20 protein-coding genes are annotated in these 22,658 nt (G+C 35.4%); 10 read left to right on the top strand and 10 right to left on the bottom strand.

Features of this window, described 5'->3' with window-relative positions:
• Positions 1–8: 8 nt before the first annotated feature.
• On the bottom strand, positions 9–3,122 hold the full coding sequence (locus OD90_RS10220) for a SusC/RagA family TonB-linked outer membrane protein (protein ID WP_144669073.1): 3,114 nt from the start codon (positions 3,120–3,122) through the stop codon (positions 9–11).
• Between the two features lie 408 nt (positions 3,123–3,530).
• Here OD90_RS10220 and OD90_RS10225 point away from each other — a divergent pair, with 408 nt between their 5' ends.
• Both OD90_RS10225 and OD90_RS10230 read left to right on the top strand, forming a co-directional pair.
• A complete protein-coding gene (locus OD90_RS10225) occupies positions 3,531–4,784 on the top strand; it encodes an NAD(P)/FAD-dependent oxidoreductase (RefSeq protein ID WP_409994636.1) in 1,254 nt (417 codons plus the stop codon).
• 115 nt (positions 4,785–4,899) lie between these two features.
• The gene (locus tag OD90_RS10230; RefSeq protein WP_144669074.1) at positions 4,900–5,190 is read left to right on the top strand and encodes a DUF4174 domain-containing protein; all 291 of its coding nucleotides are present in this window, start codon (positions 4,900–4,902) and stop codon (positions 5,188–5,190) included.
• Between the two features lie 49 nt (positions 5,191–5,239).
• Here OD90_RS10230 and OD90_RS10235 read toward each other — a convergent pair whose 3' ends face one another.
• Complete coding sequence (locus OD90_RS10235; RefSeq protein WP_144669075.1) at positions 5,240–5,716, bottom strand: TspO/MBR family protein; 477 nt, start codon at positions 5,714–5,716, stop codon at positions 5,240–5,242.
• Between the two features lie 90 nt (positions 5,717–5,806).
• On the opposite strand from OD90_RS10235, the gene OD90_RS10240 reads away from it, so the two are divergent.
• The 3 genes from OD90_RS10240 to OD90_RS10250 are packed head-to-tail and all read left to right on the top strand — an operon-like array spanning position 5,807 to position 8,794.
• Positions 5,807–6,889 carry a diphosphomevalonate/mevalonate 3,5-bisphosphate decarboxylase family protein gene (locus tag OD90_RS10240; protein WP_144669076.1) on the top strand — a complete coding sequence of 361 codons (1,083 nt, stop codon included), beginning with the start codon at positions 5,807–5,809 and terminating at the stop codon, positions 6,887–6,889.
• Between the two features lie 27 nt (positions 6,890–6,916).
• Complete coding sequence (locus OD90_RS10245; protein WP_144669077.1) at positions 6,917–7,855, top strand: mevalonate kinase; 939 nt, start codon at positions 6,917–6,919, stop codon at positions 7,853–7,855.
• A 33-nt stretch (positions 7,856–7,888) separates the two neighbouring features.
• A complete protein-coding gene (locus OD90_RS10250; protein WP_144669078.1) occupies positions 7,889–8,794 on the top strand; it encodes a geranylgeranylglycerol-phosphate geranylgeranyltransferase in 906 nt (301 codons plus the stop codon).
• Between the two features lie 94 nt (positions 8,795–8,888).
• Here the strand turns inward: OD90_RS10250 and OD90_RS10255 are convergent, their stop codons facing one another.
• The 3 genes from OD90_RS10255 to aspS all read right to left on the bottom strand — a co-directional run bounded on the left by OD90_RS10255 (position 8,889) and on the right by aspS (position 11,233).
• Complete coding sequence (locus tag OD90_RS10255) at positions 8,889–9,083, bottom strand: cold-shock protein (protein WP_144669079.1); 195 nt, start codon at positions 9,081–9,083, stop codon at positions 8,889–8,891.
• A 136-nt stretch (positions 9,084–9,219) separates the two neighbouring features.
• The gene (locus OD90_RS10260) at positions 9,220–9,492 is read right to left on the bottom strand and encodes a hypothetical protein (RefSeq protein ID WP_144669080.1); all 273 of its coding nucleotides are present in this window, start codon (positions 9,490–9,492) and stop codon (positions 9,220–9,222) included.
• A complete protein-coding gene (gene aspS, locus OD90_RS10265; RefSeq protein ID WP_144669081.1) occupies positions 9,485–11,233 on the bottom strand; it encodes an aspartate--tRNA ligase in 1,749 nt (582 codons plus the stop codon). The genes OD90_RS10260 and aspS overlap by 8 nt, the downstream gene beginning before the upstream one ends.
• 218 nt (positions 11,234–11,451) lie before the next feature.
• Here aspS and OD90_RS10270 point away from each other — a divergent pair, with 218 nt between their 5' ends.
• Positions 11,452–12,237, top strand: coding sequence for a DUF3050 domain-containing protein (locus tag OD90_RS10270; RefSeq protein WP_144669082.1), 786 nt, complete (start codon positions 11,452–11,454; stop codon positions 12,235–12,237).
• Between the two features lie 96 nt (positions 12,238–12,333).
• Here OD90_RS10270 and OD90_RS10275 read toward each other — a convergent pair whose 3' ends face one another.
• Together OD90_RS10275 and OD90_RS13305 are read right to left on the bottom strand one after the other, a co-directional pair.
• Positions 12,334–13,080 carry a uroporphyrinogen-III synthase gene (locus OD90_RS10275; RefSeq protein ID WP_144669083.1) on the bottom strand — a complete coding sequence of 249 codons (747 nt, stop codon included), beginning with the start codon at positions 13,078–13,080 and terminating at the stop codon, positions 12,334–12,336.
• A 23-nt stretch (positions 13,081–13,103) separates the two neighbouring features.
• Positions 13,104–13,763 (bottom strand): DUF4271 domain-containing protein, encoded by a 660-nt coding sequence (locus tag OD90_RS13305; RefSeq protein WP_186434749.1) that lies wholly within the window; start codon positions 13,761–13,763, stop codon positions 13,104–13,106.
• A gap of 108 nt (positions 13,764–13,871) precedes the next feature.
• Here OD90_RS13305 and OD90_RS10285 point away from each other — a divergent pair, with 108 nt between their 5' ends.
• The 3 genes from OD90_RS10285 to OD90_RS10295 are packed head-to-tail and all read left to right on the top strand — an operon-like array spanning position 13,872 to position 16,458.
• The gene (locus OD90_RS10285; protein ID WP_144669084.1) at positions 13,872–14,597 is read left to right on the top strand and encodes a polyprenol monophosphomannose synthase; all 726 of its coding nucleotides are present in this window, start codon (positions 13,872–13,874) and stop codon (positions 14,595–14,597) included.
• Positions 14,597–15,937 (top strand): dihydroorotase, encoded by a 1,341-nt coding sequence (locus OD90_RS10290; RefSeq protein WP_144669085.1) that lies wholly within the window; start codon positions 14,597–14,599, stop codon positions 15,935–15,937. The genes OD90_RS10285 and OD90_RS10290 overlap by 1 nt, the downstream gene beginning before the upstream one ends.
• Positions 15,937–16,458: a DUF4296 domain-containing protein gene (locus tag OD90_RS10295; RefSeq protein WP_144669086.1), complete on the top strand. Its 522-nt coding sequence runs from the start codon at positions 15,937–15,939 to the stop codon at positions 16,456–16,458. Before OD90_RS10290 ends, OD90_RS10295 begins: the two co-directional genes overlap by 1 nt.
• Here OD90_RS10295 and OD90_RS10300 read toward each other — a convergent pair.
• Entirely contained in the window at positions 16,439–17,437 is a 999-nt protein-coding gene (locus OD90_RS10300) for an NAD-dependent epimerase/dehydratase family protein (RefSeq protein ID WP_144669087.1), read from the bottom strand. The genes OD90_RS10295 and OD90_RS10300 overlap by 20 nt on opposite strands.
• A gap of 142 nt (positions 17,438–17,579) precedes the next feature.
• Here OD90_RS10300 and tyrS point away from each other — a divergent pair, with 142 nt between their 5' ends.
• Positions 17,580–18,875: a tyrosine--tRNA ligase gene (gene tyrS, locus OD90_RS10305; protein WP_144669088.1), complete on the top strand. Its 1,296-nt coding sequence runs from the start codon at positions 17,580–17,582 to the stop codon at positions 18,873–18,875.
• 283 nt (positions 18,876–19,158) lie between these two features.
• On the opposite strand, the gene OD90_RS10310 is transcribed toward tyrS, so the two are convergent.
• On the bottom strand, positions 19,159–20,136 hold the full coding sequence (locus OD90_RS10310) for an acyl transferase (RefSeq protein ID WP_144669089.1): 978 nt from the start codon (positions 20,134–20,136) through the stop codon (positions 19,159–19,161).
• A 78-nt stretch (positions 20,137–20,214) separates the two neighbouring features.
• Positions 20,215–22,497, bottom strand: coding sequence for a DUF5689 domain-containing protein (locus tag OD90_RS10315; protein ID WP_144669090.1), 2,283 nt, complete (start codon positions 22,495–22,497; stop codon positions 20,215–20,217).
• Positions 22,498–22,658 lie beyond the last annotated feature (161 nt).

Consider the following 22,658-nt stretch of genomic DNA (forward strand, 5'->3'; position numbering starts at 1 on the left):
TCTAATTTTTAAAAAGTTGCATTCACACCTAATGTGTAAGTACGCGGTCTTGGGAAGGCTACATAGTCAATCCCCCTTGAAGGCACATTGTTTTGTACATTAGTAACATTTACCTCAGGATCAAGACCTGAATAATCAGTGATCACAAATAAGTTCTGACCGTTTACATAAATTCTAAAAGATTTGAATATGTCAGTATTATTAAGATTTAAATTATACCCTATTGAAGCATTTTGTAATCTCAAGAAGTCGCCCTTTTCAAGATACCGTGTTGATACGTCAGGAGCGTTAATTGGTTGTTCTCCACTTGTTAATACGTCTGCTGTAACATTTCTTCCATTGTTTATACTACCCGCAGTAAAAAAAGCATTAGCAGTATTATTATAAATATAGTGCCCGAATTGTCCAGCAAAAAATAAACTCGCGTCCCAATTTTCATGTCTAAAAGAAGTTGAAATACCAAGATTTACATTTGGTAAAGCACTTTTGTCGACAAATCGTTGTACATCATCAGTAATTTGCAGCCCATTTTCATCGTACCCCTCAAATTCCCTCAAGTAATAAGAAAAGAGTGGTCGCCCATCCTCAAGCAATTGTGCGAAAGCTCCTGTAAGACCTTGTCCAAAGATTTGGCCAAATGGAATAGAACCACCAAAGTTTTGAAGTTCATTTTCATTATAAGATACATTAAAACCAAAATTTAAACTTGTCTCTTCTTGTTGGATGAAATCATAGTTTAGAGATAATTCAACTCCTTTATTAATTATATTTCCATCAACATTTCCAAAGAAAAATGGCTGTGGAGCCGGTTGAGCTGATTGCTGATTCAAAAGAAATCCATCAGTATCTTTATAATAAAGGTCTAGGGTTCCATTAAAGCGGTCGTTGTTTATACCAAAATCAACCCCTACATTGTACTGAGTGGTCTCTTCCCAACGTAAATCTGGATTTGCAAAGGCAACGATGTTGGTATTTAAACCAGCATTTCCACCATTGATAACGCCATTTTCGTTAAAAGTAGCAGCTGTAATAGCTCTTCTATTGGTAAAATTATTAGTACCTAAACCTTCTTGACTTCCAGTAACTCCATACCCTAACCTAAGTTTAAGCGTTGAAATAGCATCCCCTATAAAGTCCTCTTGATTAATTTTCCAAGCAAAAGCACCAGAAGGAAAAGTTCCGTAGCGCTCATTTTCTCCAAATCTTGTAGAACCATCTCTACGAACAGTTGCTGTAAAAAGATATTTATCAGCAATACTATAGTTAGCCCTTGCAAAAACGGATTGTAATTCATCTATTGAATTAAATCTTGTACTAATAAAAGTTTGCACGTTAGAATCAAAAGCATCATTAATAGCATTTTGATAGGGAGTTGTTTGACCAGAGCTATTAAAATTAAATCCTTCAGATAACAACCCATTTGTATCATCAAAGCGTAACTGGAGGTAATCATTATCTGCCACTCTTTCTGCATTAGAAACACTAGATTGTAATCTTCCAGTCATTAGGCCAATATCATCTGTTCCAAAGCCAAATCCACTTATATTACGTCCACTGTTCTTAAACTCTTGATATTCGTAACCTACTAAGACAGATAGATTGGAATTTTCAAATTCCTTTTCATAATTGAGTGTAGCATTTAATAGCGTATTTTCAATTTCAAGGTCATTAATACTTCCTCTTCCATTCCCTGGTGTGCCATTATTTATGTTGTTTACATTAGCTCCTAACATTGAAAATCGCTGAGACTCTGCATTGTCATAACCTCCAGTAACTTTAGCAGAAAACTCTTCAGTAAATTTATATTCAGCACTTAAGCTTCCTAAAAAGCGATCTGTTTCTGCACCGCCAAGGTAATTTGCAAGAAGATTTGCAGGATTAATGGCATCTCCTGGTTGGGAGAAATTAGGATCGCTAGGCCAAGTAGGATTTGCAGAGTAAGCTGAACCAAGAAGGTCCCCTTGAAAACCAGCATTCGTAGAGATGGGTGGAGTTTCATCATTAACGCGCGAAATAGATGCTTGTAAGTCTACTTTTAATTTATCATTAAAAAATTTCTTATTTGCATTTAATCTACCACTTATTCTTTCTAAAGAAGAATTTTCTACAACTCCGTATTGTTTTCCATACCCGAATGAAGCCCTTAAATTACCACCCGTATAACCCTTAGAATATGACAAAACATTATTACGAGAATACGTTGTTTTTAAAACGACATCTTGCCAATCTGTATCAAAACCTTGATCTAAAGCAGCAGAATTACCTCCAAAAGTATCTATAGCATTTAGGTAATCTTCTCTGTTTAAAAGGTCAAACCTATTGGCTGCTGAGGCTACACTAACAGACGTATCAAACTCAAACTTACCTTTAGAATTGCCACGACCACTTTTGGTTTGTATTAACACGACTCCATTTGCCGCACGAGAACCATATATAGCTGTTGCAGAAGCATCTTTTAATACGGATATACTTTCAATATCATTAGGGTTTAAGAAGTTGAGTGGGTTTTTTGCACTACTTCCTCCAAAACCAATATCTGCACCACCTGAAGTTGTTTCGCCACCACCAAGAGGTACGCCATCTACCACAAATAATGGATTGTTATTTGCTCTTACACTTGTTGTTCCTCTAATACTTAAATTGATTCCTGCGCCTGGTTCTCCAGTAGACTGTGTAATTTGTACACCCGCAGTTTTACCTTGGATTAGCTGTTCAGGAGAACTTATAACCCCTCCATTAAAATCTTCAGAGGAAACGACAGCTACCGCTCCCGTAGCATCCTTAATTCTGGTAGACCCATATCCAATAAGTACTACTTCATCGAGTGCATTATCAGTTGCGAGATTTACATTAATATTAGTTCTGCCGTCAACTGCAACTTCTTGAGATACAAAACCGACGTAGCTAAAGACTAAAGTTGCATCTGCTGGAACATTATTAAGAGAATAATTTCCATCAAAATCAGTGGTTGCACCATTTGAGGTTCCTTTTACGATTACGTTTGCTCCTGGCAAGGGACCATTTTCTTCAGTAACTTTTCCAGTAACTATCTGAGCTTGGGCAATTCCCGTAAAGAGAATTGCAACAAACAAGAACATACTTTTAAATAGTACTTTCTTCATAAGAATCTTGTTTAAAATATTAGTTTGCTTAGTTTTAGAAGAGGGATTTTACACCATTTCTGTTATAAAAGTATGTAAAATTTATGTTAAGATAGCGTATATTAGATAATAAAATTACGAAAACGTTTTCGTAAAAATAACTTTGAAATTCTAACAATATGATAAGTTATATGCTTTTAAATTAAGATTTTACAAATTCTATAGAGCTAATTTTATCAAATTAAAAATGCTTTTTTGGGAAACAGATCAATAAAAGGTCGCTCTTACCTATTTTTGTGACTTTTTAGTATTTATTAAAATTGGTGCAATTTCTACACGCAAATTGAAATTTAAATTTTTTTTCGAAATAGGTTTTATGCGCTTTCGCGAAAGCGTATCAGAAATGATTAAGGTAAATTCAAAGTTTTCATGATATATACATATGATGTGATAATTGTAGGGGGAGGTGCAGCAGGTTTCTATACTGCACTTAATCTAGCGGAGCGCACACCTCATCTCAACATCGCTATTTTAGAGCGTGGAAAAGAGGTGCTCACTAAAGTTAAAATTTCTGGTGGAGGTCGTTGCAATGTCACTCATGCTCAGTTCATCCCGAAGGAACTTTCAAAAATGTACCCAAGAGGACAAAAAGAACTATTAGGTCCCTTCCATACATTTATGACCGGGGACACAGTAGGCTGGTTTGAAGATCGGGGTGTACCTTTAAAAATTGAAGAAGATGGAAGAATGTTTCCAGAAACAGATTCTTCTCAAACTATCATAGATTGTTTTTTAAGAGAGGCAAAAAAACATAAAGTACATATTCTTACAAAGCATACCGTTAAAGAAGTAACTCATCAAGAGGACGCGGTACGCTTTAAGAGTCAAAAAAGCTCTCTATTCACATTAAATACCAATCAAGGTATATTTGAGTGTCGTCAACTTGTTATAGCAACTGGGAGTAACCCTAAGATATGGAATACCCTAAAAGGGTTTGATCACAATATTATACCTCCGGTGGCATCTTTATTTACTTTTAATATCGAAGACGAGCGAATAAATGATCTTATGGGCCTCGCTACAAACGTTTCTATAAAAGTGATTGATACAAAGCTCAAGTCTCAGGGGCCGTTACTTATCACACACTGGGGTATGAGTGGTCCAGCAATTCTTAAGCTTTCTGCCTGGGGCGCCAGAGACCTAGCAAACTTTCACTATAAATTTAAAATAGAAATAAACTGGTTAGAAAATTATTTACCAGAAGAAGCTCAAGAAGAATTATTTAACTTAAAAATGAAATATGCAAAGCAATCTCCTTATACCTATGCCCAATTGGGTCTTCCAAAAAGATTGTGGCAAAATATATTAAAAGCTTCTTTAATCTCGTTAGATCAAACCTGGGCAAACTTGACGAAAAAACAGTTAATAGCTATAAGTTTTGAGCTTACACGAGCAACCTATGAAGTGCAGGGAAAGAGTACATTTAAAGAAGAGTTTGTAACTGCTGGTGGAGTAGCGCTCAATGAGGTAAATTTTAAGACTTTTGAAAGTAAAAAATGTAGTAACTTATATCTTGCGGGAGAGGTACTTAATATTGATGCAATAACAGGTGGGTACAATTTTCAAAATGCTTGGACAGGCGGTTATATGGCAGCGCAAGCAATCGCTTTAAAAAACAAATAAATGCTAATAAAAATTATCCTATTAATCTTTTTACCTATGACTTTGATAAGCCAAAATTTAAAAGACCTCCAATGGAAAAAACGTGCAGTACTTATTGTTGCACCTACATTTGAAAATGAAAAGGCGCAAAATCAAGCAAAATCAAGCAAAATTACTTGAAAACATTAAAAAGAAATTTAAAGAATACAAACTGTGTCTAATTGAGCATACAAATCAGGGAGAAAGGACAGATTTCGGAGCTATTGAGGACGCTCATGTAACAGAGGAAATAAAAGGCTTTAAAGTATTTCTCGTAGGACTAGATGGTTCTGTTAAATTGGAGAGTAGTGAGGTAGAACCAGCTCAAAAATTCTTAGACCTCATCGACTCAATGCCTATGAGGCGTAATGAACTCAATGATCACTAGCAAAAGAGATCTTGTGCGATAAAATCTAGCTAAATAAAAAATTTATTGATTAGTTGAGTCTCCAGATTTCAAAATTAAGTGCTGTAGCTAAGATAATCCATAACAAATAAGGAACAAGAAGTAAAGCAGCCCATTTATCTACTACTTTAAACCATTTAATGGTGAATATTAAGAGGATTAAAAGCCCTATGATATCTAATAAAGCCAAAAATGGCTCCTGAAAGCCAAAAAATATTATACTCCAGAGCGCATTAAGTATGAGCTGAAATCCAAAATGATACATTGCAATCTTTACCCATTTGTGGTAAAATCCTTTGTTCCACACAATTGCTGCAGCGACACCCATCATAATATATAATGTAATCCATACGGGTCCAAACACCCAGTTAGGGGGACTCCATACAGGCTTATTTAGTCCTAAAAACCACGTGTCAATTGTAGTTTGTGTTGCTAGTGCCCCAAGAACTCCTACTAGTAAGCAAATCGCGACACTTAAAATAATTCTAATAAGAAAATCTTTACTCATAAGGTTAGCTGATTGCTGCTAAGTTAATAAATTCTGTATTATAACATTCCACCTTCTTATTCCTATCTTTGTATAAACACTTTTAAAAGAATGACTCAAAGCGATTTTGTTCCATTCGGAACCTTTAATCTGTTATCAGAGGGAGTGGTATCCTATCAATCACCAAGTAATATTGCGTTAGTAAAATATTGGGGTAAGCACGGAGAGCAACTCCCACAAAACACAAGTCTTAGTTTTACACTATCTAATTGTTTCACTAAAACTAGGTTGTCGTTTAAGCAAAAGTCTGATACTTCAAATAAAGTAAGGTTTAAAGTACTACTGGACGATAAGGAAGAACCTAGCTTTGTTCCTAAAATCAAAAAATTTTTCAATCGAATTGAAAAGTATCTTCCATTTATTAATAATTATGATTTTAGAATTGAAACTTCTAATTCATTTCCTCATAGTTCTGGAATTGCAAGTTCTGCATCAGGGATGAGTGCCCTGGCTGCGTGTCTTATGGAGATGGAAAAAATCCTTAGACCAGAAATTTCTAAGGAATATTTAATTAATAAAACTAGTTTTCTAGCGCGTCTAGGTTCTGGCAGCGCTTGTCGGAGCTTAGAGGGGCCACTCGTGGTTTGGGGTAAGCACCCTGATGTAGAAGGTAGCAGTGATTTGTTTGGTGTTAGCTATCAGGGCGAGGTTCATAAAAATTTTAAGAATTATCAAGACACAGTACTGCTAGTAGATAAAGGAGAGAAGCAAGTGAGTAGTACGATAGGTCACAATTTAATGCACGATCATGCCTATGCACAAGCAAGATTCAGACAGGCTAACACAAACCTTTCTAAATTACTGTCAGTATTAAAATCTGGAGATCAAGATGCTTTTATAAAAATTATAGAAAGCGAGGCACTTACGTTACATGCTATGATGATGACTAGTCATCCATACTTTATATTAATGAAGCCTAATACTCTTGAGATTATTAATGATTTATGGAACTATCGTGATCAAACTGGTTCAAAAGTATGTTTCACACTTGATGCTGGAGCTAATGTTCATGTATTGTATCCAGAAAATGAAATAAAAGATATTCATAACTTCATTGATCAAAAGTTATCAAAGTATTGCCAAAATGGGCACTATATTAATGATAACGTGGGGAGTGGAGCAAAAAAACTGTAAATTTGTAATTCACAATTCCTGCCCCATATGAAAGGACCACTTTTTTATTCAAAAATTCTCCTGTTTGGAGAATACGGTATTATTAAAGACTCAAAAGGTCTTGCGATTCCATATAATTTTTACAATGGTGCGCTCAAAATAGAGGAGAATCCTAGTGATTCTGCTCGAAAGTCTAATGGTCACTTACTGAAATTTGCTAAGTATTTAAAGGATTTGATGGAAGCAAGGCCAGAGCTTGTTACTTTTGAAATAGATCAAATGCTTATTGATATTGAGGTAGGTATGTATTTTGATTCTAGCATCCCTCAAGGATATGGAGTGGGTAGTAGTGGTGCCCTCGTTGCTGCACTTTACGATAAATATGCCGTAAATAAGATTACAATTTTAGAAAATCTAACACTTGATAAATTATTGCAGCTTAAGGAGATTTTTGGCGCTATGGAGTCCTTTTTTCACGGAAAATCATCTGGTTTAGATCCACTTAATAGTTACTTAAGCTTACCTATACTTATCAATAGTAAGGATAATATAGAGCCGGCAGGAATTCCTTCTCAAGCTGAAAAAGGAACAGGTGCGGTATTTTTATTAGACAGTGGCATGGTAGGCGAAACGGCTCCTATGGTGCATATTTTTATGGAAAACATGAAGCAAGATGGTTTTAGATCCATGCTCAAAAACCAATTTGTTAAACATACAGATGCTTGTGTAGAAGATTTTTTAAATGGAGATGTAAAATCCTTATTTGGAAATGTAAAACAACTCTCTAAAGTGGTACTTAACAACTTTAAACCAATGATACCTGCGCAATTTCATAAATTATGGAAACAAGGAATAGAAAGTAATGATTATTACTTAAAGCTCTGTGGCTCTGGAGGAGGAGGCTATATGTTAGGGTTTACAGAAGATTTAGAAAAAGCTCAAAAAGCACTTAAAGGTTACCAATTAGAGGTAGTTTATACTTTTTAGCAAACTTTATTTAAGAATTTAATAGGGGAGTCTATGCTTTCGCGAAAAAACAAACGTTTTATCCTTAAGTTAGTCAGCCTTATATCTGTTGTACGTGGTTATAATATTCTTATAATCGTCATTGCGCAATACCTTACTTCTATATTTATATTAGCACCTGACCTTCGCTTGAGGGATATCCTCTTTGATATAAATTTATTTTTTATTGTCTTAGCAGGTGTATTTACTATTGCTGCCGGATATATTATAAATAACTTTTATGATTCTGAAAAGGATCTGATAAACCGACCACGAAAGACTATGATAGATAGATTAGTGAGTCAGAATACTAAACTTTCTATATATTTTGTATTAAATTTTTTGGCAGTTATTGCAGCTAGTTACGTGTCTTTTAGAGCAGTAGTCTTCTATTCACTTTATATTTTTGGTATATGGATTTATTCTCACAAGCTTAAAAAAATACCATTTGCAGGTAATCTAGTCGCTGCAACATTAGCAATTACTCCATTTTTTGCGGTTTTCATCTATTATGGTAATCTTGCTCCAGTCATTTTTGTACACGGATCGTTTTTGTTTTTAGTCATCGCCATGCGTGAGATGGTAAAAGATTTGGAAAATTTAAAAGGAGATCTCGTACTTAATTACAGAACCATACCTGTCATTTTTGGTGTTAAGACTTCAAAATGGTTGCTTACCATTCTTGCTGGATTAACAGTTGTACCTATATATTTCTTGGTAAACTATTATGCGTTGGGATATATGGGGATTTACTTTTATGGTAGCGTAGTGCTCTTAATAGTCTTTTTGAGTATTCTATGGATTTCAGTTTCACGACCACATTATATCTTATTACATAATATTCTAAAATTTATTATCGTATCTGGAGTCTTTTGTATTATTCTCTTAGATGCCAGTGTAGTCCTGAATAGAATTTTTTAGAAGTAACCGCTTTCGCGAAAGCAAAAATAAGAGCATAAAAAAAGGCTTGCTTTAGCAAACCTTCTTCTTAATCGTAAAAAAGTATCTATCTTGTTTATGACACTACAGTAACTTGTGCTGCTGTCAATCCTTTTCTTCCTTCTTCTTCTACGTACTCAACTTTGTCTCCTTCGTTGATAGTTTCACCGTTAAGACCTGTAACGTGTACAAAGATGTCTTTACCAGTGTCGTCGTTTGTTATGAAACCATAACCTTTTGACTCATTGAAAAATTTAACTGTTCCTTCCATTGTAATAAATAAGTAATTAATAAAGTGCAAACTTACACTATTATTTGTTAACCAATAGTTATGCCACTATTTTATTTGAGTAAAGTGATTGGTTTTTAGAATGTTTCAACCTAAGAAGTGTAAAAATGTGAAAATCTTACTTCTCAGTATTCTGCTCTTTACTATTATTATAATCTCTCATTTTTTGAAAAGCCTCATCTGTAAGCATATAGTCTTTTACTTTGCGATCCTTCCATCTGTGGTAAATAAATGTAGGCATCAAAATGAAAAATCCACCAGCAATAGAAAATCCAATAAACTTATGACCGAGGGCAAGATCAACATTGTCTTTGCAGTAAAATCCATAGGCAAGCATACCTGCGAGTATAAAAAATAATACTATAATAAAAAGGCGTCTTGTTTTATGCACGTAACTTCAAATTAAGCTCTTTCAACTGTTCTTCATTTAGAGGTGCTGGAGCATCAATCATTACGTCACGACCGCTATTGTTTTTTGGGAAAGCAATAAAGTCACGTATGGTTTCTTGCCCTCCTAGAATAGCAACAAGTCTATCGAGTCCAAAAGCAAGACCACCGTGTGGTGGTGCTCCATACTCAAAAGCGTCCATTAGGAACCCAAACTGCGCCTTTGCTTCCTCTTCAGAAAAGCCTAGGTGACGTAGCATGATAGCCTGTGTTTCTTTATCGTGTATACGAATAGAACCTCCACCTATCTCGTTACCGTTAAGCACAAGATCGTAAGCGTTTGCTTTTACTTCGCCAGGTTTTGTGTCAAGTAATTCTATTTGACCAGGTTTTGGAGAGGTAAATGGGTGGTGCATTGCGTGGTAATGTCCAGTCTCTTCATCTAACTCAAGTAATGGGAAATCTATCACCCACAACGGTGCAAACTCATCTGGCTTGCGTAGTCCTAAGCGCTCTGCAAGCTCCATACGTAGCGCACTCATCTGTACGCGTACTTTGTTAGTTTCACCAGAAAGTATACAAATTAGATCGCCTTTTTGAGCGCCTGTTACTTCTGCCCACTTTGCAAGATCTTCTTGATCATAAAATTTATCTACAGAAGATTTAAAGCTTCCATCGTCATTGCAACGAGAGTACACCATACCAAGTGCTCCTACTTGTGGGCGTTTTACCCACTCGATAATTTTATCAATTTCTTTGCGAGTATAAGAGTTACCTCCCGGAACCGCAATTCCAACAACTAGTTCTGCATTGTTAAATACACCAAAGTCTTTATGTTGTGCTACTTCATTAAGTTCGCCAAACTCCATCCCAAAGCGAATGTCTGGCTTGTCATTACCATATAAGCGCATGGCATCATCGTATAGCATACGTGGGAACTTTTCAATCTCTACCCCATTTACTTCCTTAAGTAAGTGACGAGTAAGCCCTTCAAAAATGTTTAAAATATCTTCTTGCTCTACAAAGGCCATTTCACAATCTATCTGTGTGAACTCTGGCTGTCTGTCTGCACGTAGATCTTCGTCTCTAAAACATTTTACAATCTGGAAGTATTTATCCATACCACCCACCATAAGCAATTGCTTAAAGGTTTGTGGTGATTGCGGTAATGCATAAAATTGTCCTTCATTCATACGAGAAGGTACTACAAAATCACGCGCTCCCTCTGGAGTAGATTTTATAAGGTAAGGAGTCTCAACTTCAATAAAATCTTGCTCAGATAAATATTTACGTACTTCAAGAGCCACGCGGTGTCTAAAGATAAGACTCTCACGTACTGGCTTTCGGCGTATGTCTAAGTAACGATACTTCATACGCAGGTCTTCTCCACCATCTGTCTCATCTTCAATAGTAAAAGGAGGTGTAAGAGAAGCATTGAGTATTTCTAATTTTGATACTAATAACTCTATGTCTCCAGTAGCGATATTAGGGTTTTTAGAATCACGCTCAACGACGGTGCCAGTAACCTGTATGACAAACTCACGTCCCAGTTTGCGTGCTTCTTCCATAAGAGCGGCATCTGTACGTTCTTGGTCAAAAACAAGTTGTGTCATCCCGTAACGATCTCGTAGATCTACCCAGATGATAAATCCTTTATCTCTAGACTTTTGTACCCATCCAGCGAGGGTTACTTTTTTATTTATATCTGTAGCGCGTAAGCTTCCGTTGTTGTGTGTTCTGTACATAATTGTGACTCAATTTGAGATCTGCAAAAATAGAAATACTAGAGGTGATTTGTAGTATTATAAATTACAAATATCAATCTCAGTATTGAAAATGTGCGAGTACGCTTTCGCGAAAGCGTATGTAAATCTTATCTCAGCTCATTAATTAGAAAATTAAGCAAGTAAAAATCCGTGGAGGTTCTTTTTTACGTAGTTATTTTTGTAATAAATAACTAAACATGATCCAACATATAGAAGACGAATTGCAGCCGCTGAGGGCTAAACTTTTACAACATCCTTTGTACACCCATATCAAAACTCCAAATGATCTATCTGTCTTTATGGAGTATCATGTTTATGCAGTTTGGGATTTTATGTCTCTGTTAAAAGCCCTTCAAAATGGCTTGACGTGTACTACTTTGCCTTGGAAACCGGTGGGGAACCCAGAAGTGAGATATTTGATAAATGAAATTGTACTTGCTGAAGAAACGGATATCAACCGGGAGGGTAACAGGCAAAGTCACTATGAGATGTATATAGATGCCATGCGTAAAGCGGGGGCAGATATAGAAGGTGTTACCAATTTCATACGTGCAGATTTTACAGCTATAGATCTTAGGGATACTATCAAAAAGCTACCTCTACCTATAGCTCAATTTTTGCAATTTACATTTGAGGTTATTGCAAACGGGAAAATGCATGAAATTGCGGCAGCTTTTACCTTTGGTAGGGAAGATCTAATTCCTAAGATGTTTACTGTTATAATACGTAACATTCAGGAGCATTTTCCAGAAAAAGATCTTGCCGATTTTAAATACTATTTTGATAGGCATATTGAACTAGATGAAGATGAACACGGGCCTATGGCTTTAGAGATGATACGTCAACTCTGTGGAGGTAATGCTACAAAATGGCAAGAAGTACTTGAGGTTTCAAAGAAAGCGCTGGAGGTGAGAGTCGCTTTGTGGGATGGTATTTTAAAAGAGATTTTAAAGAAAAAAGAAAATCTAGAGTCTATAGTGTAATCAAAATAAATGCTAGCAATAGTTGAAGTTATTGCTATTATATAAACTAAAAAACCCGCAAATTGCGGGTTTTTAATTATGTATTAGGAAGGAAAATTATTTCTTATTAACCTCTTTGATGTATTTTTCTATGGCCATGGTCATAGATGGTGTTTCTGGAGTAGGTGCCATGATATTTATGGTAAGTCCAGCTTCCTTAGCGGCATTAACCGTCGTATTTCCAAAAACTGCAATACGCGTGTCATTTTGTTTGAAATCTGGAAAGTTTTCAAACAAAGATTGTATTCCACTTGGGCTAAAAAATACCAATATGTCATACGTTACATTAGCATACTGAGATAAATCACTTACTACCGTTTTATAAAAGGTAGACTGCGTCCATTTAATATTAAGCGCATCAAGTAATTCTGGTACAATAGGCTTAAACTTATCTGAGGATGGAAGCAAAAACGTTTCGTTTTTGTGCTTTTTAATTAGCGGAATAAGTTCTGGAAATGTACGCTTGCCTACATATATTTTACGTTTTCTATAGACCACATATTTTTGAAGATAGTAAGCAACAGCCTCACTTTGACAAAAATATTTTAGTGTATCTGGGACTTTAAAACGCATCTCATCTGCAATTCTAAAGAAGTGATCTACAGCATTACGGCTTGTAAGTATAATCGCGCTGTAGTCCTTGAGGTCTACTTTTTGTAATCTGACTTCTTTTCCAGAAACACCCTCTACGTGTATAAATGGGATGAAGTCAATTTTTACTTTTTGCCTTTGCTCAAGTTCAAAATATGGGGAGTTTTCAACCTTTGGTTTTGGTTGCGAAACGAGAATAGTTTTCACTTTCATAGACGCTCAATTTTATTTGACCTCTAACCATTTGCAATGAACTTATACAAAATGAAGTAGGGTGCAATTTCGAGAGTGCAAAAATACAAAATAAAATAAAACGGAAAGCGAATAAAATCATCTCTGTATAATCGTAGCAGCCATAATTGATAAATAAAATATATAAACACAATACTACTAAGGATTATGTATACAATTTGATGATTTATATCTTGATGATATGCAAAAACAAGACTGCAGCATAATGCAAAAAGGCCCAATGCATTTTTTAAATTTAAGCGCTTATATAAAAATGGTTGAATTCTGTTGTAAAAACGTAGTGCATAACTAATAAATCTTTCTACTAAGAACTTAAAAACTTCAAATAAAGAGTATCCAAGCAACACAAGTCCAAAAACCTTTATGTTATCCCTAAATTCAACCTCATAGTAAATACAATAAGCTGTAAAAATGAGTAGTGAGATTCCAGTGCACTGTATGATAAGGAGTACAAGTTGCAAGGGCTCAAAGAAAAAGCTCCCTCTAGTTCGATTAGAAATATACCTATCTGCACCACGTAAATTTATAAAATCAACAAACTGCTGGTAATAAAAAGATTTTGCGACAGCAAGACTAATCAGACAGACAACAAATATAATTGTGATCCAATTTTGATAAGGGAAATCTCTAATAATTGTGTCCAATAGTGTAAGATATTTTAAATCTTTAAAAATAGTATAAATTATGGTAAATGAGATCTTGTAGATGGATCTACCTTTTTAAAATAAGTACCTTTGCTAGAAAGTATTTTTATGGCAAACGCCGTAGTTATCATTCCTACATACAACGAAATCGAAAATATAGAGCGATTAGTGCGCAACATATTTACATTACAGCGTGCATTTCATATTTTAATTGTAGATGACAATTCTCCAGATGGCACAGCTGAAACAATCGAAAAATTACAGAAAGAATACCCAAATAAGCTTTTTTTACTTAAAAGAATTAAGAAAGAGGGGTTAGGCACTGCTTATATAGCTGGATTTAAATGGTCTTTGCAGCAACATTATGAATATGTATTTGAGATGGATGCAGATTTTTCTCATAACCCTAATGACCTCATACGTCTATATAATGCTTGCGCAAAAGATGGAGCGGACCTATCTGTTGGTTCTAGATATGTCACAGGAGTGAATGTTGTAAACTGGCCAATGGGTAGAGTATTATTGTCTTGGGGAGCTTCTAGGTACGTTCGCTTAATAACGAGAATGCCATTTCATGACACTACAGCCGGGTTTATTTGCTATAGAAGATCTGTATTAGAGGCAATTGATCTCAAAAAAATTAAATTTGTTGGTTATGCATTTCAAATTGAGATGAAATATAAAGCCTATCTTGAAGGTTTTAAAATTGTCGAGGTGCCTGTAATATTTACAGATAGAACCAAAGGGGAGAGTAAAATGAGCTCAGGTATTATTTCTGAAGCTATTTTTGGAGTTATAAAAATGCGATTACAACATCTATTTAAAAATAAGTAATGAAGAAGATATTAATTAAAGGGGCGCAAGTAGTAAATGAAGGAATTATAAGATACAGTGACGTGCTTATTGAAGATGGGATTATTACTAAAGTTGCTCCAGACATAAAATTAGAATCTCAAGATATTAGCGTATATGACGGAAAAGGGAAGCATCTTTTTCCTGGAATTATAGATGATCAAGTACATTTTAGAGAGCCAGGACTCACTCATAAAGCAACAATAGCTACAGAGTCCCGTGCTGCAGTTGCGGGAGGTATAACTTCATTTATTGAGATGCCTAACACCAGTCCACAAGCGACAACTATAGATTTACTAGAGGATAAATTTGAAATTGCATCAAAAACTTCTGCGGCAAACTATTCTTTTATGTTTGGGGGTACAAATGATAACCTTGATGAAATTTTAAAGATTGATAAAACAAAAGTAGCTGGCCTTAAGCTTTTCTTGGGAAGCTCTACTGGAAACATGCTGGTAGACAATGAAGAAGTTTTAGAAAAAATTTTTAAGGCTACAGATTTGGTAATTTCTACTCATTGTGAAGATGAGGATACCATCAAAAATAATTTAGCTACTTACAAAGAAAAATATGGAGATGACATTCCCATTGAACTTCATCCGATTATTCGCAGTGAAGAAGCTTGTTATATTTCTTCATCAAGAGCTATTGCTTTGGCAAAAAAAACAGGTGCCCGCCTTCATGTCTTCCATATTTCAACGGGAAAGGAGGCATTGCAATTTGATAACTCTATTCCTTTAAAAGAGAAAAAAATAACAGCAGAGGTTTGTATTCACCATTTGTGGTTTTCAGATCAGGATTATAAGGATAAAGGAACATTCATTAAATGGAATCCAGCTGTTAAAACGAAAGAAGACAGAGAGATTATTTTTCAGGCATTATTAGATGATAGGTTAGATGTCATCGCTACAGATCATGCCCCTCATACACTTGAGGAGAAGCAAAACGTTTACACACAGGCACCTAGTGGAGGGCCACTAGTGCAACACGCACTTCCAGCAATGTTAGAATTTTATCATCAAGGTAAAATATCACTCGAAAAGATCGTTGAAAAAATGTGTCATAATCCAGCAATTTTATTTGAGGTTGCAAAACGTGGGTATATAAGGGAAGGCTATAAAGCAGATATTGTACTGATAGACTTAGATTCCCCGTGGGAGGTTGAAAAAAGCAATATTTTATATAAATGTGGCTGGTCTCCGTTTGAAGGAGCTACGTTTAAGTCATGCATTACACATACTTTTGTAAATGGTCATTTAGCCTATGAAAACTTTGAGATAAAGGAAGGCCTATATGGAGAGCGATTAACTTTTGATAGATAATGAGATTTGTAAAACATACATTATTTTTTCTTGCACTAACTCTTTTTTTTAGCTGTCAAGAAATTGAAGATCCTAAGAAACCAGAAATTACTTTGACTAAAGCGCAAATGGAAGAAATACTCTATGAGTCTATTCTTCTTAAGGCTGCTAGAGGTTACAATACTGGTTTAATGATTCAGACAGGAATAAATCCTGAGACTTATATTTTTGATAAATTCAAGATAGATAGTGTAACACTTGCTCAGAATATGGCATATTATGCTACCAAAACAGATGCATTTAAAGCGATGAATACAAGAGTTTTAGATAGATTTGATGCAGAATATAAAATAAAAGATTCTTTATATCAAATAGAACGTAAGGAACGAGATTCTTTAAATAAATTGAATCAAAAACTTAGAAAAGAGACTCTTCTTGATACCAGCAGGCCTGTGATTTTTAAGGGGCCCATTCTAGATGTATCTAAGTCTTTAAAAAAGAAGCGTGTAAAAGAATTGAAGCTTAAGCGTGATTCCGTTTAAAATGTTTTGCAATACGAACCAATGTTTGATCAATAGGAGTTAGTGTTATACTGAATTCCTTTTTAATTTTAGTATTAGAATACTTTGTTGTGTGTTGTAATGATATTATTCCTACCCGAGTGATTTTTCGACTTCTTATAAATAAACCTACCACAAAATCAAGGAAGACGGTAATCTTAAGAATCCATTTATTTAAAGGGATTCTTGGAGGTTTTTTGTCCAAAGACTTAGCTATGGCGATGAGTAATTTTTTGTAAGAAATATTATTACTAATGGCAATAAATCTTTCTTGTTTTATAGATGATTGCATCCCACTAATCATCAAGTTTACTAGATCTTTAACGTCTATTGTTGCTGTAGCGCCTTTTATGTAATACTTCTTCTCATCCCATACTCTCTTAAATAAGACACCGCTGCCGCTATTGTAATCCCCTTCACCTAGTATAATCCCAGGATTAAAAATGATAGCATCGAGTCCTTCTTCGGTACCTCTCCAAACTTCCATTTCGGCTCCATACTTGGTTAGTGCGTATACAGATACACGCGCATTAGGGTCCCAGTGATTGCTTTCATCAATAGGATTGTTAGGTGTTTTGGCAAGTGTAGCTATAGAACTTAGGTGTATTAGTTTTTTGACCTTATAGTTTAAACATAGGTTAACTACATTAGCTGTTCCTTCAATGTTTACTTTTGTAAGGTTTTTAAATTGATACGGATCAAAAGAGATAGCAGCTGCGCAATGGTATACATGGGTAACCCCGCTAAAGACCTCTTCTAATCGTGGTATATTGTTAATGTCTCCTTGCTTCCAATCGATAAATTGTATTAGTGATTCTGCTTTCGCGAAAGCGTAAAAGCGCTCTACCTCATTTTTTCGGTCTTCACTACGATACAAAGCGCGTACTTCTTGCTTATTTTGAATAAGTGCTAGGATTAGATGTCTTCCTACAAGCCCTGTACTGCCGGTAACTAATATCATTATGTAAATATACAAGATCACTTCAGATTGATGCTAAATCGAAATTTTAATTTTTAGAGCGAGATACACTAACACTTTTTAAATATTTAGGTGAGCCTTGCTCGCTTATTTTTATATTTGCGACTCCACAAATACATATGAGATGATTAAGAATTTTGTAAAAGAATTACAATGGCGAGGGATGGTGCACGATGCAATGCCACAAACTGAAGAACACCTTATGGAGGCAATGCGAGCTGCATACGTAGGTTTTGACCCTACGGCAGATTCTTTACACATAGGAAATCTTGTGCCTATTATGCTTCTTGCTCATTTTCAAAGAAGTGGACACAAACCAGTAGCTCTTGTAGGTGGTGCAACAGGAATGATAGGAGATCCTTCTGGTAAGTCTTCAGAGCGTAATTTATTAGATGAAAAAACATTACGCCACAATCAAGAATGTGTCCGTAAACAACTATCTCAATTTTTAGATTTCTCTTCTGGAGCAGATAATGAGGCAGTCATGGTGAATAACTATGATTGGATGAAACATTTTTCATTCCTTGATTTTATACGTGATGTAGGGAAGCATATTACTGTAAATTACATGATGGCCAAAGATTCTGTAAAAAACAGACTTAAAGGTGAAGACGTAGATGGCATGTCTTTTACAGAGTTTACATACCAATTAGTACAAGGATATGATTTCTTGCATTTGTATCAGAATAACAATTGCTCACTACAAATGGGAGGGAGTGACCAATGGGGTAATATTACAACAGGGACAGAATTGATACGCCGCATAGGTGGTGGTAAAGGGTATGCACTCACGTGCCCTTTAATAACCAAGTCTGATGGTAGTAAATTTGGAAAAAGTGAAGGTGGCAATGTTTGGTTAGACGCAAACCGTACCTCGCCTTATAAGTTTTATCAATACTGGCTTAATACAAGCGATGATGATGCTGAGAAATATATTAAAATTTTCACTTTTTTAACTCAAGATGAAATTAATACGCTTGTAGATTCTCACAGAGAAGTACCACATCAAAGAGGATTGCAAAAGAAACTTGCAGAGGAGGTGACATTAACTGTACACGGTCAAGATGCTCTAGAAAATGCCATTACTGCATCTAATATACTCTTCGGTAAAAGTACAGGCGTAGATTTAAAAAAACTTGATAGAGAAACCTTTTTAGATGTATTTGAGGGCGTACCTCAAGCTGAAGTTGCAAAAACAGAAATTGAGGCTGGACTTGATATGGTAGCAGCCCTTGCAGAAAAAACAGGATTTTTAAAATCTAATGGTGAGGCAAGACGTGCACTTAAAGAAAATTCTATTTCTTTAAATAAAGAAAAAGTAACTGAAGCCTATACGATTCAAAGCAGTGACCTTATTAACGGTACGTTTGTTTTGTTACAGCGTGGTAAAAAAACCTATTTTATTATAAGAGCAATATAAGTCTAACGACTTCATAAAAAAAATGAAAACTCCAGCATCTCAAAAAAGACACTAGAGTTTTCTAACTAACTAACCAATCACTTATGAAGTCGTTTTTATTTTCTATTCCTTACACACATATGGAGTAGATTCTTTATAAATATTTAATATTCTTATAGAATTTTTTGCTGTATATTTTTAAAGAATTAAGAATAACAAATGATGTCATCTTATTTCTTTGACAATTGATAAGCACTAAGGTTTAAGGGTTGTTTGTTTAAAATTTTGAAGAAGCCTTACACTTCTACAAAGCCATTAAATTGCAGCCTCTTATATCAGAATTATCAAACCTACCTAAAACTTCAAAGCGTCCATCGGCATACACTTTACCTAGATCTTGGGTAGCAATAAAGGAACAAGAGTACACATTGGCAAGATCAATTATATTAAGACCGCCACTCTTTTGTGAATCTAGAATAGTTAAGGCATCTTCTGTATCTCTTGAGTACACTTTCATCCAAGGGGGAGTATTAAAGATTCCATTACCATGAGAATACGCTTGACTTAAAAGCTCTGTCATTCCATATTCGCTATGTATATGGTCCACTCCAAAACCTCTTGCTAAAATTGAATGCAGTTCTTGTCTTATAAGTTCTTTGCGTCTTCCTTTCATACCGCCAGTTTCCATAACTATGGTATGTTTCAAATTAAATGGGTATTTCTCTACTAGATCAAGTAACGCAAAAGAAACTCCAATTAATAATGTTTTCTGACCTTTCTTTTCGAGATTTTCTAACGTGTCTTTTAATTCTTCATAGTTGTGAAGATAAAAACCACTTTTTGGGTGATTGCTAGATCTTATAAGATCTTGAGCCATGTAGATAAGAGAAGATCCTGAGCGTTCAAGATAAGATGGAAGTAAAGCTAAAATAGCAATATCTTTTGGATCTGTATACGCTTTCGCGAAAGCGTTTCTAAAACTTTTCTCATAGAGACTAAGATCTGCAACATGATGTTTGCTAGTGATAGCGCCAGTAGTGCCGCTACTACAAAAAGTGATTTCAGAAGAGATCTGCTCTGTTAGAATCCTATGCGACTTAAAAAACTGAATAGGTAAAAATGGGATATCACTTGAATGTTTAATCTCACTTGGGTGTTTGTACAAAAGATCGCAAAATGAACGATAAACCTTGTTGTGCTCAAATTGATATTGAAAAATCCTCAACGCTTCACGTTCAAAGTCGTCATCATTTCTAATATCAAAAATAGCATTGTGGTTCATTAGTTAATCTTTGGTGCAAAGGTAAAAAAGAAAAGCGCCCTCATAAGAGGGCGCTTACTTATAAATATATAAAAAAATTTATTTAATAATAAGCTTTGAAGTCATAGAGCGATTTGCTTCTGAAACCTTTACTAAATAAATACCTGCGGAGAGGTTTGCGACACTTATAGGTTGTGCAGTTACAGTATCAATTACTTTTTTACCAGAAATCTCATAAATAGCAACTGACTTCTCTCCAGGAGTGCTAGTTGTTACATTTATGAAACTAGTCGCTGGGTTAGGATAGATGCTTACAACTAAAGCGTTGTTTTCTCCCACAGACATGAACTCTTCAAAGTCAGCAAGAAAACGAGGTTGTAATTGATATGTGCCATTAAATTCTCCTAAAACTCCAGATATATTAGTAGCTACTGTTGGTATCGTAGTGCCAATGTAATCTGCTCCACCGAAGTTTGTACGTAGGATAAACGTATCTCCACCTGCAGTAATTGTATAATTTTGTCCAGCTGCCCAATCTGTAGATCCGCCATTATCAATTGTAGCTTCCATTACTTCTACATATTCAGACTCATAATCTTCACCATTAGCAGTGAGTTCTGCAAGCGTTACAACTTGTGCTACTATTGCATTTTCTGTTGATGTTGCAGTACCAGGGTCCTCACTAGGAACAAATTGCAGTACTCCTCTAAACTCCCCTAAAGTCCCAGTTATTCCAGTAATACCGTCTCCAAGATTATACGTAGTAGTAATTGTTTCTGCGCTATCGTCTATAAGAATTGCAGCGGTAGCGTCTTCTATATATTTTTGATTTCTGCTTGATCGTTGAAAAGTAAGTACTGCTTCTCCAGTAAGTATCACTTCTGTCCCTAGGTCATAAGCTCTCAACTCAGCAATATTTGCAGCTTCTGGAAGTGGTTCGCAAGCAGGAGTGGTTAGGTCTTGACTTAAATCACAAGAATCACTAACTACTGTAAAAGTAATAGTAGTGCCCTCATCTACACCAGTAATAATAATCGTACCAGTTTCCACACTAGAGGGGTTGTCTCCATCTACAGTACCAGCCGATGTTCCTAATGTATAAGTCACCCCGTTTGCTCCTCCAGAAAATGGAATAGAAATCGTGGTGCCATCTGTACCAGTAGTTTCACTTGTACATTCAAAAATAGCTGTCTCTAGTGATAATGGGCATCCAGCAGAAAGAACATTGATATCTGCCGCATTCCTAGCTGTTATATATGAGATACTATTGTCTTTTGTGATAATTCCAGAAATATCTGCCGTTCCAGGGACAGTTGTCCCGATGTAGTCTACATTAAAAAATGCAGCTCTAAAAATATAGCCTCCATTTGCTGTAGTAAGAGGATACTCAACTCCATTATCCCAAGTAGTACTGTTTGTATTATCCACTGTTGTAGACGTTAATTGAACATACTCAGACTCATAATCTGCGGGATTTGCGTTAAGCATATCTGCAGTAACTACTTGTGCCGTAATTGTATTTCCAGTTGAAGTGGCAGCACCAGAATCTTCTGATGGAACAAATTGTAAAGCGCCATCAAAACTACCTAGGACTCCCGTGATCCCAGTAATCCCATCCCCTATAGTGTAAGTAGTAGTAATTACGCCAGAATTATCATCAATAAGAATTGCAGCTGTATTGTCTTCAATATATTTCTGACCTCTAAAATCTTGCTGATAGGTTAATAATGCTTCACCAGTCAAAGTGTAACTTTCACCTACTGTCCCTGCTCTAAGTTCAGCTATAGTGGCTACTTCTGTAGAAGTCGCTACTGCACAAACATTTGTAGCTCTTGGTGTAGGTGTGGAGGCGCAAAAAACACCATCTACTAACTGTAGTGACTGTGAGTCTTTTAAAGAATTTTCGTTTTCATCATATTGAGTGGTTTCACCCAGTCCATCGAGTAATCCTGCATCATCACCGTCTGATGTTCCATAAACAAGTGCATCTAAAAGATTAGTAGTTGATACTGCGGTTCCAGTAGGGTAGTCTGCTACATTACCTGTATAAATTGCAATAGCATCTGCACCATTTTGTAAAATATTAGTCGCTCCTAGGGTGATATCTGCAGTAGCAACATCATTGCCGCCTATTAGAAAATAACCATTTTCATCAGTAGTAAATCCATTAAGATCTACAGAGTTGTAGCTTGTGTCACTACTTCCATTAAACAACACTAGCACTAAACCATCTAAAGATTGATTTGGAGTTTCAGAAAAAAGTTCTACAAATTCCATGGAGTCTGTACCAGTCTGATCTGAGTCTACTTCATTTATGACTACCTGTCCGTACGAAAGGCAAGTTGTTAAAAATGAAAAGATTAAAAGAGTAATTTGTTTCATATAATATTGAGTTAGATTAAGGTCTAAAAATACAAAATTTTCAAATTTGTCTTGTTTTGATTTCGCGGAAGCGAAAATATTTAACGCAAGCTTAATATTCAAAATACAATATCATTATACATTGCAGCATCAAATTAATATCTCCTAAAACTGCTATATTT

Origin of the sequence: Dokdonia sp. Hel_I_53 (assembly GCF_007827465.1) — a bacterium.
GTDB lineage: Bacteria > Bacteroidota > Bacteroidia > Flavobacteriales > Flavobacteriaceae > Dokdonia.